This window comes from Eximiradius sp. (assembly GCA_937127445.1).
Lineage (GTDB): Bacteria > Bacteroidota > Ignavibacteria > Kapaibacteriales > UBA2268 > JAKIZO01.
Map to the genome: position 1 here is coordinate 70,999 of CAKZLY010000030.1, position 14,546 is coordinate 85,544.

14 protein-coding genes are annotated in these 14,546 nt (G+C 35.2%); 7 read left to right on the forward strand and 7 right to left on the reverse strand.

Going from position 1 to position 14,546, the window contains the following annotated elements; translation table 11 throughout:
- Nucleotide 1: 1 nt before the first annotated feature.
- Together AC6QZF_RS09395 and dapF are read left to right on the forward strand one after the other, a co-directional pair.
- Nucleotides 2–805, forward strand: a complete 804-nt coding sequence (locus tag AC6QZF_RS09395) for an inositol monophosphatase family protein (RefSeq protein WP_499799628.1) — start codon at nucleotides 2–4, stop codon at nucleotides 803–805.
- Nucleotides 802–1,668: a diaminopimelate epimerase gene (gene dapF, locus AC6QZF_RS09400; protein ID WP_499799629.1), complete on the forward strand. Its 867-nt coding sequence runs from the start codon at nucleotides 802–804 to the stop codon at nucleotides 1,666–1,668. The genes AC6QZF_RS09395 and dapF overlap by 4 nt, the downstream gene beginning before the upstream one ends.
- On the opposite strand, the gene AC6QZF_RS09405 is transcribed toward dapF, so the two are convergent.
- From AC6QZF_RS09405 to AC6QZF_RS09415, 3 genes are read right to left on the reverse strand one after another with little or no spacing between them, the layout of a single operon-like run.
- Nucleotides 1,640–2,668, reverse strand: a complete 1,029-nt coding sequence (locus tag AC6QZF_RS09405) for a threonine aldolase family protein (RefSeq protein WP_499799630.1) — start codon at nucleotides 2,666–2,668, stop codon at nucleotides 1,640–1,642. The genes dapF and AC6QZF_RS09405 overlap by 29 nt on opposite strands.
- 1 nt (nucleotide 2,669) lies before the next feature.
- Nucleotides 2,670–3,209 (reverse strand): hypothetical protein, encoded by a 540-nt coding sequence (locus AC6QZF_RS09410; RefSeq protein WP_499799631.1) that lies wholly within the window; start codon nucleotides 3,207–3,209, stop codon nucleotides 2,670–2,672.
- Nucleotides 3,210–3,219: 10 nt separating this feature from the next.
- Nucleotides 3,220–3,975, reverse strand: a complete 756-nt coding sequence (locus AC6QZF_RS09415; RefSeq protein ID WP_499799632.1) for a diacylglycerol/polyprenol kinase family protein — start codon at nucleotides 3,973–3,975, stop codon at nucleotides 3,220–3,222.
- 39 nt (nucleotides 3,976–4,014) lie between these two features.
- On the opposite strand from AC6QZF_RS09415, the gene ispE reads away from it, so the two are divergent.
- Both ispE and AC6QZF_RS09425 read left to right on the forward strand, forming a co-directional pair.
- Nucleotides 4,015–4,839 (forward strand): 4-(cytidine 5'-diphospho)-2-C-methyl-D-erythritol kinase, encoded by an 825-nt coding sequence (gene ispE / locus AC6QZF_RS09420; RefSeq protein WP_499799633.1) that lies wholly within the window; start codon nucleotides 4,015–4,017, stop codon nucleotides 4,837–4,839.
- Nucleotides 4,840–4,845: 6 nt separating this feature from the next.
- A complete protein-coding gene (locus tag AC6QZF_RS09425) occupies nucleotides 4,846–6,312 on the forward strand; it encodes a glycogen synthase (protein WP_499799634.1) in 1,467 nt (488 codons plus the stop codon).
- A gap of 46 nt (nucleotides 6,313–6,358) precedes the next feature.
- On the opposite strand, the gene AC6QZF_RS09430 is transcribed toward AC6QZF_RS09425, so the two are convergent.
- Genes AC6QZF_RS09430 through AC6QZF_RS09440 form a run of 3 tightly spaced genes read right to left on the reverse strand, consistent with a single transcriptional unit; the run spans nucleotide 6,359 to nucleotide 8,184 of the window.
- Nucleotides 6,359–6,784: a hypothetical protein gene (locus AC6QZF_RS09430; protein WP_499799635.1), complete on the reverse strand. Its 426-nt coding sequence runs from the start codon at nucleotides 6,782–6,784 to the stop codon at nucleotides 6,359–6,361.
- A 14-nt stretch (nucleotides 6,785–6,798) separates the two neighbouring features.
- Entirely contained in the window at nucleotides 6,799–7,260 is a 462-nt protein-coding gene (locus AC6QZF_RS09435) for a hypothetical protein (protein WP_499799636.1), read from the reverse strand.
- 18 nt (nucleotides 7,261–7,278) lie between these two features.
- Nucleotides 7,279–8,184, reverse strand: coding sequence for a fibronectin type III domain-containing protein (locus AC6QZF_RS09440; protein ID WP_499799637.1), 906 nt, complete (start codon nucleotides 8,182–8,184; stop codon nucleotides 7,279–7,281).
- Between the two features lie 105 nt (nucleotides 8,185–8,289).
- On the opposite strand from AC6QZF_RS09440, the gene AC6QZF_RS09445 reads away from it, so the two are divergent.
- A complete protein-coding gene (locus AC6QZF_RS09445) occupies nucleotides 8,290–9,699 on the forward strand; it encodes a pyridoxal phosphate-dependent decarboxylase family protein (protein ID WP_499799638.1) in 1,410 nt (469 codons plus the stop codon).
- On the opposite strand, the gene AC6QZF_RS09450 is transcribed toward AC6QZF_RS09445, so the two are convergent.
- Nucleotides 9,691–9,912, reverse strand: a complete 222-nt coding sequence (locus AC6QZF_RS09450) for an FmdB family zinc ribbon protein (protein ID WP_499799639.1) — start codon at nucleotides 9,910–9,912, stop codon at nucleotides 9,691–9,693. The two genes, AC6QZF_RS09445 and AC6QZF_RS09450, sit on opposite strands and share 9 nt — an antisense overlap.
- Before the next feature lie 123 nt (nucleotides 9,913–10,035).
- Between AC6QZF_RS09450 and AC6QZF_RS09455 the strand changes: the two genes are divergently transcribed.
- Both AC6QZF_RS09455 and AC6QZF_RS09460 read left to right on the forward strand, forming a co-directional pair.
- Complete coding sequence (locus tag AC6QZF_RS09455; protein WP_499799640.1) at nucleotides 10,036–12,333, forward strand: hypothetical protein; 2,298 nt, start codon at nucleotides 10,036–10,038, stop codon at nucleotides 12,331–12,333.
- 87 nt (nucleotides 12,334–12,420) lie between these two features.
- A complete protein-coding gene (locus AC6QZF_RS09460) occupies nucleotides 12,421–14,544 on the forward strand; it encodes a cation:proton antiporter (protein ID WP_499799641.1) in 2,124 nt (707 codons plus the stop codon).
- The last annotated feature ends 2 nt before the right edge of the window (nucleotides 14,545–14,546 follow it).

Below are 14,546 nucleotides of genomic sequence, written 5' to 3' on the forward strand. Positions count from 1 at the left end.
TATGATTGAAAAAATAAGGTCTATTGCAATAGAAGCTGCTATCGAAGCAGGGAAAATACTCAAAGAAGGTTACGGCAAGAATATAAAAATAGGGTCTAAAAGCGGAGTAAATGATTTAGTAACTGAATATGATATAAAATCTGAAAAAAGGATAATAGAAATACTATCAGCGGAATTCCCAGAAAGTAATTTTCTTTGTGAGGAAAGCGGGAAATCGGATAAAACTGGCAATCCAATCAGGTGGATAATTGACCCATTGGACGGAACGGTCAATTACGCGCACAAAGTTCCAATTTTCAGCATAAGTATTGCAGCAGAAGTTGATGGGGAAATTGTTGCTGGCGTTGTCTATCAACCAATGGTGGAAGAACTGTTCGTTGCAGTGAAAGGACAAGGTGCATTTTTAAATGGAAAAAGGACTTTTGTAAGTGATTGTGAAGAAATAAATCGCTCTTATCTTGTTACAGGATTTCCATATAATGTAGGAGAAAATCCGGGGAATTGCATAGAAGTTTTTGTGGATATTGTTCAGCTTGGTATACCGGTAAGACGTCTTGGATCAGCGGCATTAGATTTAGCGTATGTAGCAGGAGGACGATTTGATGGGTTCTGGGAAATTGATTTAAATCCGTGGGATGTAGCTGCGGGAATATTATTGGTTGAAGAAGCTGGCGGAATGGTGTCGAATTTCGATAGAAGCCCATATAAATTAGGCGATAGAACAATATTGGCAACTAATGGATTAATTCACATAAAAGCAAGCGAACTCATAACTACTTGTTCACTCGAAAGGAGGAGAAGATGAATATTGCTGTAACTTATATGTCTGGCTCTGGAAATTTATTTACTGTGATAGATGGAAGAAATTATAATTTTTCCCCAAAAGAATTATCAAAACTGGCAAAGTTTCTATGTCATTCTAATCAATTTAACGGAGTGAGGACAGAAGGACTGATTGTAATTCAGGAGTCGAAAGATGAGAAAGTAGATTTTGATGTTGATTTCTTTAACCCCGATGGTTCGAGCGGAATGATGTGTGGTAATGGTGGCAGATGCGCTATTTTTTATACTAATAAGCACAAAATTACAAAAAACAAAGAACTAAAATTTAGATTTTCAGGGAAAATATATTCAGGAAGAATAACCGACAAAATTGAGATTGAATTCGAGCCACCCAAAGAAATACGTACTGTTAGTATTGATATTAATGGACGAAATTACAATGGAACCTTCGTAAATGTCGGGACCGAGCATTTTGTACTGGAAATAAAGGCGAACACACCAGATAGTTTTTATAAGCTGGATATATCAAATTTAGGTAAGTTAATCAGAAATCATAGTTATTTTGCACCGAAAGGGACAAATGCTAATTTTTATCTTGAATGGAATGGGAAAATCTTATTGAGAACGTATGAGCGAGGTGTCGAAGCAGAAACTGGGGCTTGCGGGACTGGTGCAATATCAACAATATTGGCATATCAGAAGAATAATACTACAAAAAGCATTACGGAAGTTATACCAACCTCTAAAATTCCTGTTTGGGTTGAAATAGTTCGCAGCGGAGAGCAAATAGAAAAAATAATATTATCAGGACCTGCTGAAATAATCGGTTCGCAGGAAGTAATATTACCTGACAATTTTATGGAGATTGAAGCACGTATTGGATAATTTCGGCAGCAGAGCGAACTTGATCGGAAGTTATTTCTAAATAAAAGACAGCACGAATAATTTGTCCATCGAAATGGCTTAGTAATAAGCCATTTTTTTTGCATTTTTTGATAAAATCAAGAGGATTGATGGAAGCGGTAAGCTCAAATCGAACAATATTAGTCTGGATGCGAGCCATATCCACGTTGATGTGTTCAATTTCCGAAATCAAGGAAGCGAACAAACGAGCATTTTCGTGGTCTATTTTCAGTCGTTGAAGATTATTTTCGAAAGCGTAAAGACCGGCTGCGGCAAGAATACCAACTTGCCGCATCCCACCACCCAGGATTTTCCTCCAATGACGAGCTTTTTCAATATATTCGTTAGATGATACCACAAGCGAACCAATTGGCGCACCGAGCCCTTTCGACAAACAAATTGAAATTGTATCGAAATATTTAGCGTATGAGGCGCCATCAATTCCCGTTTCAGCAATTGCATTCCAAATTCGGGCACCATCAAGATGGAGTTTGATCTTGTAAGAATCAGCTAAATCTCGCAATTTTTGTATGTATTCAATTGGAGCAATAGTTCCACCGTGACGGTTGTGTGTATTTTCAACACAAATGACAGATGTTTTTGGGAAATAATAAATGTTGGGTCTAATAGCTCGCTTTATATCATTCAAATCGGGAAATCCGAGTTTAGAACTTATTGTTTTAATCTGAACATTTGAAATAATTGCAGGTGCGGCGGTCTCGTAGTAAAAGATATGAGCATCGGCATCTGCAATAATTTCGTCGCCTGGTGAGGTGAGCACTTTAAGGCAAAGTTGATTGCTCATTGTTCCGGATGGTACAAACAATGCAGATTCTTTTCCAAAATAAGAAGCAATTTTTTCTTGAAGTAAGTTTGTGGTTGGGTCTTCGCCATAGACGTCGTCCCCAACTTCGGCAGAGGCAATAGCTTTGCGCATATCTTCGTCGGGACGGGTAAGAGTATCGCTTCGCAGATCAATCATTTTAGCTTTCTTTGAATTTTTTCATAATATCTTTTGCTTTAACGCCTTTTCTGGGGACAAGAAGAACAGTTTTTGGCGAGAGAGTATCGAGAGTTTGCTGCTTCATACTTGGGTAATAAACACCGGTATAAATATGACCTTCCGAGATATAAGCAAGATTTTCACTTAAAATTGGGCTATTGGAAAATCTTTTTTGTATCATTTCTTTCATTTGTTCAGGGATAGCAGTTGTATCACCAGGGTTATAAATATATGCGATCAGAACATCAGGGGACATATGTGAGTGAATTTCGTCTTTTGGGATTTTACTATCTTTATATTTATCAATAATTCTTTTTTGCATTAATTCTTTCGAAATTTGAACAATTTTAGTACTATCGAGTTTTGTAACAGCCACGAAAAGAAAAGTTGTGTTACCTCCTTCATTTTCGTCGTGTATTTCATCAATAATCTCATATTTGATAGATTTTTGGAAAAGTATGAAAGCAGCAATGATAATTATCACCACTGGGACAAGAAAGTATAATAATTTTTTTGGCATAAAGCACCATTTATAGAATATGAAGAAAATCTTGTAAGTAAGGAGTTGCAAAAGTGCTGAAAGCAAGCATAATAATACCAATACTCATTGGAACTACAAAATTATCGTCCATTTTAAGCTTTTTGGAGGAAACTTCGGCAAATCCACCCGCAATTGCACCAAGCGAACCTGCTATAAAATAAGACACAGGTGCATCAAATGAAAACCCAAGGACAAAGACCGCAGCGATAGCTGTTGTAATGAAGGCGATAGTTCCTTCCCAGGATTTATTGAAAAGCTTATGGCGACCGAATTTTCTACCGATAAGCGCTGCTGCAATATCTGATACAATTAAAATTGTAAAGGCAGTAACAGCAATAATTTTTGGAAAAATCAAGATTGTAATTACAGCAGAAATAAGCACCCACGAAGCACCGTTGAGCAATATCTTATTCTTTTTTCGTTCGTGCTTTCTTAAAATGCCTCCAAAAAGTTGCTTATAAATTTTACGCAAAAACTCATTTTTTTTAGTGGAAATATCAATTGTAACCATCAGTACAGCAAGAACAAACAAAATTACGATCGCTGTTTTTCTCTCGACAAATATATATCCAATTGGTATAGAAAGCGAACACAAATGAATTAACTTACGAACAACTTCCTGATGATAGGGTATTTGTTCCTTTTGTTTTTTCTTATTTTTCAATTCGACTCTATTCCCATTTTGGGAGTTTTCAACGAGTAGCTGATTATCCAAATTATTTTCAAGTTGTTTCGTTGTATTCATAATTGATATTTGCTTTTGTTAGATGTAAAATACAAAATTATGAAAACTTTAACAAAAAATGCTAACGCAAAAATAAACATTGGGCTACAAGTATTAAACAAACGAAGCGATAATTTTCATAATATTAACTCGATTTTTGTTCCGATAAGTCTTAGCGACGTAATCACAATAAGCGAAAACAATCAATTTGAGCTTCGAAGTAATGTTAAATTTAATATTACGGATGATGAAAATCTTGTTATAAAAGCTGCGAAAAAATTTAATGAATCGCTTGGAATAAGTAAAGCATATAGAATAAAATTGCAAAAAGAGATACCAATGCAAGCGGGACTTGGTGGTGGAAGTGCAGATGCAGCAGTTGTTTTGAAGATGCTCAACGAGATGAACGGCAACCCATTCAGTAATGAATACTTAGCAAAACTTGCTCTTGAACTCGGTTCAGATGTTCCTTTCTTCATTTACAATAAACCAGTAATAGCCCGAGGACGTGGTGAAATTCTTCAATTTATTAACTTTAGAAGAGATATTCATATATTAGTTGTTTTTCCGAATATTAATATTTCAACAAAAGAAGCATACGAAGCATTACATAGAACGAAAGAGCCATTGCAAGAAATTGACTTTTATTCTGCATTTCATACCGGCCAATATCATCTAATAAGAAATGATTTTGAGCAATATGCGATTGAAAAACATAAAGAAATTCGACAAATCAAGGATATTCTGTATGAAAATGGCTCATTTTTTGCTTTAATGAGTGGAAGTGGTTCTGCTGTATATGGGATGTTTAATAGTTTAGAAGAAATGGCAAAAACAGCAGAAAAATTAGATACCTATAAAACATATTTTTGCAAAACTATATAGAACAATATGAATATATTACTTGTATCGGCAGAAATTGAACCGTTTGCAAAAACAGGTGGATTAGCAGATGTATGTGCCACCTTACCTAGAGAATGGCAGCGACTTGGGCAGAACCCAATTATTGTAATGCCAAAATATGGATTTATTAATGTTGAAAAATGGGGATTTCGTCCTACATTTCTGACACTAATTGTTCCGATGGGTTATTGGACAGAATTCGCACACATTTGGGAAGGAACACTACCTAATAGTGATGTCCCTGTATATTTAATTGAGCACAATCAGTATTTCGATAGACCCGGCATATATGGCAATGCAAATGAATATATAGATAATAATAGAAGATTTATTTTCCTTGCAAGGGCAGCATTTGAAGTTGCAAAAGCATTAGATTTCACACCTGACATTATTCATGCACATGATTTTCACACAGCTTTTGCGATGCCATTTTTGAAAGCAATATATAGAAATGATTATAGATTTTCGAAAACAGCTGGAGTATTCACAATTCATAATCTGGCTTATCAAGGACGATATGAACCGCTCTCAACAATGGAATTCTCAACGTTCGGGATGAAGGAGTTTTATCCAGGTTCGTGGTTTGAATATTATGGAAGTGTTAATTTTATGAAAGTCGGAATAATGTTTGCCGACAAGATAACAACAGTTAGCCCGACTTATGCACGAGAAATACGTTATCCCTATTATGGTGAAGGGCTTCACGATGTTTTGAATTATAGAGGAGCAGATTTAATTGGTGTGTTGAATGGAGTTTATTATAATGATTGGGACCCAAATATTGACAAATTTATTTATAAAAATTACAATATAGATAGTTTGCATCTAAAAAATGATGTCAAGAAAAGTTTTTTATATGAAAATGGGTTAAATGATTATGACAATCTTGATAAACCTCTGATAGGAATGGTTAGCCGATTGACAGAGCAAAAAGGGATTGACTTAGTTCGTTACAAGATCGAGCAGTATTTAGCAGAGGGAGCTTTTAGGTTTGCTTTATTGGGTTCTGGAAATAAGAAAGACGAGGACTTTTTCGTATATCTCAAATGGAAATATCCGAAAGATGCATTAATACAAATAGGATATAGCGATTTGCTTTCACATCGAATAATAGCTGCATCAGACTTTTTCTTAATGCCATCGCGGTTTGAGCCTTGCGGGCTAACACAGATGTATTCAATGAAATATGGAACGATACCTATCGTTCGTCAAACGGGTGGGCTTGCGGATACTGTATTCGAGTATAATTACGCAACTGGCGAAGGCAACGGATTTAATTTTTACCAGTATAATGCGGATGATATGGCTTGGGCAATTCGGCGAGCATTGTCTATATACAACAATCAACCACACTGGGATATTATTCGGCAGAATATGATGAAAATGGATTTCTCTTCGAGCAAAACTGCAATGGAATACTTAAAAGTGTTTACGTGGGCACTCGAAAAAGTATAAAAAAGGAGGCAAGTTGATTACCTCCTTTTTTATGTATATCTAATGATTATTTAGCTTCTTCGGCTTTCTCTAATATAAAGAAATTAACTCCGGAAACTTGTTTAGCCATACCGTAGAGAGCAATTTTTTTGCCTACAAGTGGAACGATTTTTTCGACGGCATAGGTATTGTCGTTTTTATCAACGACTACATAGTAAGTTTCGGCAGATTTGAAGAGGAGAAACGCACCATCTTTTAGCATTTTTGTAGCAGCCTGGACATCAGTCAGAGGAGCATTGTTGCCTTGAGCAGCCAAATCAAGACTAATGAGTTCCCCGACTAAAGGAGTTTGAGTAAAGTCGTTAGGGTCCTGAGCTTGCTTGAGAGCTTCTTCCATAGTAGGAGTTTTTTCTAATTCTTCGGGTTTAGGTTGTTCTTTGCAAGCAGTAAAAACGACCATTAAAGCAGCAAGAATCAACAATAATTTTTTCATTTATTTACTCCTCCTTATTCCACAGGTTGCATTTGTTTAGCAAAAATTACAGCGAAGCCATTGATATAACGAATTTCACCGGCGATACCAAGATTTTGCACGCCAGCGAATTTAGCAAGGCTGCGACCGTCGAAAGCATTTTTAGTATTATATACTAAATAGATTTGGTCGGCTGCTTTAAGAGCAAGAGGCTGATTTTTTCTGACCATTTCATCAGCTTCGGCTTTTGTAACGACTGGGTCTGCACCCATAGCCAATTTTGTAAGGCTGATTACCTGTCCAGTAACATCAGCTTTAAACTGTTGAGTTTTTACAGCTTTTTGAGGTTGAGCAACGGGTTTAGTAGCTTCTTGAGTGAGAGTTTTTTTAGTTGCTTCGGCAGGCTCTTGTGGAAGAGTTTTTTTGACTGCTTCCTGAGCATTCACTACAACAAAAAGAAAAGCAAAAAGACTAAACAAACCAATAATTTTTTTCATAGTCAAACTCCATTAATATTAGTTAGAAGTTTTTGCGTAAGGGACACCAGCAACTTTTTGATAAGAGATTTTCATCTTAACGTACTTATCATTACCCGAACCCTGCAAGAAACCGCCACTACCACGTTCTACAAGAACTTTAGCATAATTATAATTGGTTTGTCCTTGACGTTGAATGCGAACAACAAAGACAAGACCAGTTTGACCATTGTCGAGTTGCAAAAGATTTAATCTTCTTTCAGCAAAATTTAAAGTATTGAGAGCAGCTTTTTCTAAAATATTATCAAGTGTATTAGTTTCCCAATAAGTATCAGCAATTTCAACTTTGTCGGTTGGAGTTCCAGTACCAATATTAATTTGGCTAGCAGAACCGAAGAATAGAGCACCAGTAGTTCGATTATCTAAACCAAGATGCCACTTGGTTTTTTCAGTAGCTTTTAAATTTTCAGGTTTGTTGTTTTGGCCATAAATAGTCAATCCAGAACCATATTGGGATTCGTAGACATACATTCTTATGTCGTCAGTTTCAAAACGGGATGCAGGGGACCAGGTTACGGAAGTTGAACCAGTACTAGTTTTGTTGTCAGAATTTACAGATTTTAAAGTGAAAGTATAAACAACACCTTCTTGCAAACCGGAGACTTTGTAATTATCAGTTTTGCCGATTTTAATAGGAGTCATGGGATTACCACCAGTAACAGTGAGTTCATAACCGGCGAACCAGCTTGAGTCGTAGCTTGCTGATTTGTCCCATTTAAGCAGAACTTCTGTAGCAGAAATAGATGTTGCCCGAAGATTAGTCGGAGCAGCAGGGATTGGCTTGTCGGCAGAGACAGGATCGTCTGTATCTTCTTCGCAAGCAGTAAAAATTAGAGCACTTAGCAAAAAAAAGGCAAACAAACTAAACAATTTTAATAATTTCATAAAAACCTCTGAATATTGTTGAAAAAATTAATTAAAGATTAATTACGTCATTTATTTGAATAATATAAACGATAGTACAATATTTTAAGTGTAATTATTATTATTATGGATAACGACACTTTCTTTAAGATGTTACAACAAATTTCTGAATGGATAATCAGATATTACGAAAATATCGAAAGTTATCCGGTAAAATCGCAAGTAGTGCCACGCGAAATTTATAAAAAAGTATCCGAACTTGACAATAAATCGCCCACGAATATTGAAAAAATATTATCAGATTTTGAAAAAATCATACTACCTGGAATAACACACTGGCAAAGTCCAAATTTTTTTGCATATTTTCCTGCTAACACCTCTCCCCCATCTATACTTGCGGAAATGCTAACATCAGCAATTGCTGCACAATGTATGGTATGGGAAACTTCACCAGCAGCCGCTGAATTAGAGGAATTTACACTAAAATTGTTACGTGAATATATTGGACTTCCGGAAAGCTTCAATGGAGTGATTCAAGATACAGCTTCGACGGCAACATTGGTTGCATTAATTGTTGCAAGAGAAAAAAAATCTTCTTTTTCAATTAATGAAAATGGGTTCGATGGGAAAATTTACAGAGTTTATTGCTCGGAGGAAGCACATTCATCTATTGAAAAAGCAGCAAAAATAGCTGGATATGGTAGAAAAAATGTTGTTAAAATACCCACTGATCAAAATTTTGCGATGAGAGTTAACTTGCTTGAAAAATCTATTTTAGAAGACATTGAAAAAGGATTTATACCTTGTGCGGTAGTATCTGCCTTTGGAACAACAAGTTCGACAGCGATAGACCCAATAGATGAAATTGCCGAAATAGCCTCAAAATATGGTCTATTTCATCATGTTGATGGAGCTTTGGCTGGTTCGGCATTGATTGTACCGGAAATGCGACAATTTGCTAAAGGCATAGAAAAAGCTAATTCGTTCGTATTTAACCCGCATAAATGGCTGCTCACAAACTTTGATTGTTCCGTGCATTTTGTGAAAGATAAGGAAATACTAATAAGAACTTTTTCGATAACACCTGAATATTTAAAAACGTCAGTTGATGATCAAGTAAATAATTACCGTGATTGGGGAATTCAGCTTGGGAGACGTTTTCGTGCCTTGAAATTGTGGTTCGTTATGAGATATTATGGATTGGAGGGATTGCAGAAATTTATTCGTGAGCATTTATCACTTGCGAAATACTTTGCAGAAAACATTGTAGCTGAAGGTGATTTTGAATTGCTTGCACCAGTGTATTTCAATACAGTTTGTTTTAGATATATAAGAAGTGATGGGAAGAGAAACGTAGACGAAATTAACGAAGAATTGCTGAAGACATTGAATAAAAGTGGGAGAATATATATAACTCACACTAAACTAAATGGAAAATACATAATTCGATTTGTAGTTGGGCAGACAAATACAAAAAAGCGGCACATAGATGCCGCTCTGGAACTAATTAAACAAACTGCAAGAAATTTAGTTTAGGCTGCAAGAGCCGCCACAACAACCACCAAAATCACAAGATGAGGTCATTTCTGAAGAACCGCCTTGTGAAATTAATCCAGTAGTGGACATTACTTTTCTGTAGGCAGTGGAACCGCAGCTGGGGCATACTATTGCACGTTCATCTTCGCGAACTTTGTGGAAAATTTCGTATTTTGCTCCACATTCTTCGCATTTGTAAGTGTAAATAGGCATTATACTACTTAATTATTGTTTTACATTACTCTTCGTTCATATAGACGACAGATTAACTTTTATATTATGAATTATTATTTTCTTTTTAAATTGCATTTTTGTGTAATTATTCAAAGAAATAAAATGAAAACAAAGCAAAACGAAAGGAATCAGACAAAAGAAATCAAATCAAGTTATTATTGGTATATAGCAATAGGGTTATTTGTAATAACGACAGCGATTTTCTTTTGGGATCATTTGTTTGGAAATTCGTTTTTGTGGGAAGACTTTGCGGAATATGTTTATCCGGTTCAGACATTTGCAGCAAGAGAGTCTGCAAATTGGAGGATACCGCTTTGGAATCCATTTTCATTTGCAGGAATGCCCTTTTTGGCTGATATACAAGTAGGATTTTTTTATCCATTGAATAGGATATTAACATTATTTGTTGGATCGGACGGCACTTTGCCCGTGAAAATGCTTGAATTATCGTTGATAATTCATTTTTTGATTGCACAGATTTCAATGTTTGCATTGATGAAGTATTTCAAAGTAAGTTTTTGGGCAGCAATAGTATCAGCAATCTCATATTCATTTTCATTTTTGCTTGTTTGCCATGCAATACACCCGATGATTGTGATCCACTTATCTTGGTTTCCATTAATATTTATGTACTATCATAAGGCAAATTCACTAAGTTCCATAAAATCGGGAGTGATTTCGGGACTATTATTGGGAATGATAATGCTATCTGGTCACCCACAAATGACGTTATACATTTCATTGTTTTTGGGAGTATATTTTATTTGGAGCTTAATTATCGATATAACCCAAAAAACAATAAACGCAAAGAATATTTTAAAGTATGTTACTGCTTCATTATTGCCATTTTTAATAGCTACCGGACTATTTCAAATACAATATTTGCCATCAAGCGAGTTAGCAGATCTATCGCGAAGGCAGGAAATGACATTTGAAGCAGCTTCGGAAGGTTCGCTTGAACCACCACAAGTAATTTCGTCGGTTGTGCCAAAATTTTTCGGTTATACAGATGCAACAGGAGAGTCGAAGGTCGCATTTCAATTAAAAAAGAAGAATAATAAAGGTAATTATGAACCATTTCAATACTATTATTACTGGGAAACAGCATATTATTTTGGAGTTGTCGCATTAATGCTTGGAATGCTTGGAATAATAGGATTGATGAAAACTAATAGGTTGGTAGCTTTTTTGGCTGTATTTTCTATATTTGCATTAATATTTGCAATGGGAAGCAATGGATTTTTATACTATTTCTTCTATAAACTTCCTTTCTTTGCAAAATTAAGAATTCCGGCAAGGATGGCATTTGCAATCGCTTTTGGCTTTTCGGTAATTGCAGGATTTGCAATTGATAAGCTCAGAGATTTCAGTCTAAAACAAATTTTGATGGCTACGGTATTTCCGTTGCTTGTGGCATTTCTAACAGCAATAGGTGCATTGCAGTCCTTTTTCAGTATAGATGAAAATTCCATTTCAATAATTCAAAACTACGGAGCAACTGCATTATTCTTTGTAGTATCTACGTTAATTATTATTTATTTGGGAAGTAAAAATAAATTATCTATATCATTTGCAGCAGTATTACTGGCATTACTCGCATTTATTGATTTATATATAGCTGGGGCTGATTTTAATCGCTCGAAAAACGATTACTCGAAGCAATATCAATTACCTGAACAGACGTTGGGCGCATTCAGATCGAAATACCCTAATGAAATTTTTAGAGTTAATTCGAGAATATATAATCCGCCGTTTATGGCAATGAAACGTAACCAAGGTATGGTTTCTGGGATTGAGCTTCTCGAAGGTTACAACCCATTAGTTCTCGAACGAAATGTTCCGCCACTAAGTCGTGATGAAATACACAAATTATTGAATGTCAAATACGAGATAGCGATTGATTCGGTCAGAATGTCTCCATATTTTGCTGAGCGAAAAGATCGTTTGCCAAGAGCTTGGCTTGTTGGCTCGGCTATTGTAATGAAAGAAGACAGTGTATCTGAATTTATGAAAGGTAAATCTGTTGATTACTCTCAGATTGCTGTAATTGAAAAACGACCAGAAATTAATTTACCAAGCGAAATTGACACAAATTTTACAGGAGCAGCAAAAATCACACACTATTCTCCCAATTTGATCAAAGTTGAAACAAGTGCAAATAAAGCGTCATTGCTTTGTTTAAGCGAAATATATTATCCATTGTGGATTGCCAAAGTTGACGAGAAAGAAGCCGAAATCATTCGTGCAAATTATTGTTTGCGAAGCATAGCTCTTCCATCAGGCACACACACAGTGGAACTTGTAGCATATTCAAATAAATTTGTTAGTGGGATATGGATTTCACTGATAACGCTTGCTCTATCAATAGTTTTAATTATTATCTATAGAAAGAAAGAGTAATCTCCCAAAATAAAGATTTGAAATATTTAATTTTTTTTCATTATTTTAATTTAGTGAATTTGTTTCACTAAATGTATATAATTGATAATGGAAATATTTCAACACGCTTTTCCGGTAAAAAATCCGATAGCAGAGTTCGCCATACTTATGCTAATTGTGTTGATATTTCCAATTCTATTCAAGAAGCTAAAAATTCCGAGCATAATAGGGTTAATTATAGCAGGGACAATAATTGGACCGCATAGCTTAAATATACTGGACAGGGACGAAAGTATAATAATGCTGGGTTCAATTGGGTTGCTTTACATTATGTTTTTAGCGGGGCTTGAACTTGATTTAAAGCAAGTCAAAACAAACAAAAGATATAGCATACTCTTTGGGATAGCAACGTTTGTTATTCCTCTATTGCTTGGCTATTTGCTATCTTATTTTGTGCTTGGATATAGTGAAATAGCGTCACTGATAATTGCTTTGATGTTCTCGACGCATACATTGGTTGCATATCCGATAGCATTGCGTCTTGGGCTTACCCAAACACGTAGCACAACAACAGTTGTTGGCGGGACAATAATTACCGACACGGCTGTGCTTATGGTATTTGGCTTGATAATGAATTATTATAATGGTTCATTAACATTTTGGTTCTGGGTAAAATTCATTGTTTTATTGGCATTTGTATCACTTTTTATCTTATTTGTAATTCCCAAGATAGCACTTTGGTTTTTTAAGAACATAGAGGAAGAGAATTACTCGCAGTTTATATTTGTTATAGCGATGTTTTTAATGTCAAGTGTATTAATGGAAGCAGCGGGGATTGAAGCAATAGTTGGAGCGTTTTTGGCAGGCTTAGCATTTAGTAAGCTCATACCGCATAATTCAGCTTTGATGCAGAAAATACATCTGGTTGGCAGCGGCTTGTTCATACCATTATTTTTAATTAATGTAGGAATGATAGTTGATATAAAGGTATTGGCAACAGGTTATTTTGCATTGTTTGTTGCCACAACATTAACTATGATGGCATTGTTAAGTAAGTATTTAGCAGCGCATTCAACTCGGCTATTATTCAAATTCAGTAAAAATGAGTCAGATTTCATCTTTGGATTAAGTGCTTCGCATGCCGCGGCAACAATTGCTGTAATAATGATTGCATACAAAGCAGGAATTTTAGACGAGAATGTGTTGAATGGGACAATATTATTGATATTAGTAACTTGCCTTTTTGCATCATTTGTTACTGAACGTGCTGGTAGAAAACTCGCTATAGAAGAACAAAAGAAGAGAGATGTGATCAAAACTGAACTGATGAGAATATTAGTTCCTTGCTCTAATCCAAATAGTATTGATAAATTGCTTGATTTAGCAATAGCGTGCCGTGGCGAAAATGAGGATGAGCAGCCAATTTTCCCATTATCTGTAATTATCGAGGACGATACAACGGAGAAAAGAATAGTACAAAGCACAAAAGCAATACAAACATTCGTCAAATTGGTTTATCCTGGCAAAAAATCTATAATGCCAACAACAAGGTTAGATACGAACGTATCAAATGGCATTATTCGAGCTATGAAAGAAATGATGATAAACTTAACAATACTTGGATGGACGGGAAAATCGAAGGCGTCGGAATTTTTCTTTGGTAGGAAAACGGATAATGTAATTGAAGCGACAAATCAAACGATAATGGTTGCGAAATTGCATCAATTAATCAATTTAACAAATAAAATATATGTATTGGTAAGTGAAAATGCACAATATGAAATAGGTTTCAAAAAGTGGTTGGAGGTCCTAAATAACATTAGCAAATATGCGGCAGCACAGATAAATTTCATATCTTTGCCATCAACCAAGTCAAGTATTATAAAGCAATGCAAAGCAAGCGGAATTCTTAGCGATGCAATATTTGAAGTTGTAAATTCAATAGAAGAATTCACAAGTTATTCGAATAAATTTACAGAAAACGATATAGTTATATTTGTCAAGGCACGTTCAAAGAGCATATCCTTTTCTTTAGATTTTATTCGAATAATAGATGAAATTACAGAAGTAGTGCCCCAAAGCAATTATATTATGCTTTACCCTGAAACTAATCCAATAGTTGAAATTGAAGAAATACCAAACATTGATGTATTAGATTCTTCATTTATTGAAGAAAACATTACATTAATACAAAAATTGAAAACAAAAATTTTTAGAAATAAATCAAATTAATA

Excerpts from the sequence above, each read along its gene's own strand:
- AC6QZF_RS09445 (WP_499799638.1), top strand. The coding sequence starts at position 8,290 with ATGGATAACGACACTTTCTTTAAGATGTTACAACAAATTTCTGAATGG.
- AC6QZF_RS09440 (WP_499799637.1), bottom strand. The coding sequence starts at position 8,184 with ATGAAATTATTAAAATTGTTTAGTTTGTTTGCCTTTTTTTTGCTAAGT.
- AC6QZF_RS09435 (WP_499799636.1), bottom strand. The coding sequence starts at position 7,260 with ATGAAAAAAATTATTGGTTTGTTTAGTCTTTTTGCTTTTCTTTTTGTT.
- AC6QZF_RS09455 (WP_499799640.1), top strand. The coding sequence starts at position 10,036 with ATGAAAACAAAGCAAAACGAAAGGAATCAGACAAAAGAAATCAAATCA.
- AC6QZF_RS09415 (WP_499799632.1), bottom strand. The coding sequence starts at position 3,975 with ATGAATACAACGAAACAACTTGAAAATAATTTGGATAATCAGCTACTC.
- AC6QZF_RS09395 (WP_499799628.1), top strand. The coding sequence starts at position 2 with ATGATTGAAAAAATAAGGTCTATTGCAATAGAAGCTGCTATCGAAGCA.
- ispE (WP_499799633.1), top strand. The coding sequence starts at position 4,015 with ATGAAAACTTTAACAAAAAATGCTAACGCAAAAATAAACATTGGGCTA.
- AC6QZF_RS09450 (WP_499799639.1), bottom strand. The coding sequence starts at position 9,912 with ATGCCTATTTACACTTACAAATGCGAAGAATGTGGAGCAAAATACGAA.
- AC6QZF_RS09460 (WP_499799641.1), top strand. The coding sequence starts at position 12,421 with ATGGAAATATTTCAACACGCTTTTCCGGTAAAAAATCCGATAGCAGAG.
- AC6QZF_RS09425 (WP_499799634.1), top strand. The coding sequence starts at position 4,846 with ATGAATATATTACTTGTATCGGCAGAAATTGAACCGTTTGCAAAAACA.
- AC6QZF_RS09410 (WP_499799631.1), bottom strand. The coding sequence starts at position 3,209 with ATGCCAAAAAAATTATTATACTTTCTTGTCCCAGTGGTGATAATTATC.
- AC6QZF_RS09430 (WP_499799635.1), bottom strand. The coding sequence starts at position 6,784 with ATGAAAAAATTATTGTTGATTCTTGCTGCTTTAATGGTCGTTTTTACT.
- AC6QZF_RS09405 (WP_499799630.1), bottom strand. The coding sequence starts at position 2,668 with ATGATTGATCTGCGAAGCGATACTCTTACCCGTCCCGACGAAGATATG.
- dapF (WP_499799629.1), top strand. The coding sequence starts at position 802 with ATGAATATTGCTGTAACTTATATGTCTGGCTCTGGAAATTTATTTACT.